The sequence below is a fragment of the Rosenbergiella sp. YN46 genome, assembly GCF_036620675.1.
Taxonomy (GTDB): Bacteria; Pseudomonadota; Gammaproteobacteria; order Enterobacterales; family Enterobacteriaceae; genus Jejubacter.
Window position 1 is genome coordinate 1 of record NZ_JAZHEE010000158.1, and the last position, 537, is coordinate 537.

Annotated in this window: 1 protein-coding gene; it reads right to left on the bottom strand. The window is 35.4% G+C overall.

From position 1 onward, the window contains the following. Positions 1-111: 111 nt before the first annotated feature. Positions 112-291 carry a hypothetical protein gene (locus tag V3W49_RS23015; RefSeq protein ID WP_500148304.1) on the bottom strand — a complete coding sequence of 60 codons (180 nt, stop codon included), beginning with the start codon at positions 289-291 and terminating at the stop codon, positions 112-114. Positions 292-537 lie beyond the last annotated feature (246 nt).

The following is a 537-nucleotide window of genomic DNA, read 5'->3' on the forward strand; positions in this document are numbered from 1 at the left end:
CCTCTCGTTTCCGATTTGGCACCTTCCCTGTTCCGTTGCATGTTGGACATTTTGTTCCGTCTTTTTGTGAGTCTCCTATTTCCTTTACTTTGGCATAAGAATCTTCAAATGTCATTCCTTACTCTCCTTTGTATCTAGTTCCTCTTTTAGTTTTCTGTTTTCTTTTACCAAATCATCCAAGTCATCAATCATCGACAGTTGATTAATGTTGACTTGATCATACATGTCTGCTTTTTCTTTCAGTCTTTTGTTTTCCTGCTCTAGTTTGTACTGCTCGCTTACCGTACACATACCTTGTCTTAATCTCTTTAACCATAAATAGATAAAACACGTCTTCATTTTTCAAATGTTTTTTTTTACATTCTAGGATACTATATAATTCTGCGATCAGTCAATGTCAAAAACTTCTTTGTTGTATTCTTTCCTTAACTTTTGAGTCTCAACCATCAACTCATCAAGATTATCAGCCCTCTCTTTTAGTGCTTTGATGAGTTTCTCTTCCGATATTCCTAACTCACAGGTTAGTTTTTCTTCCAG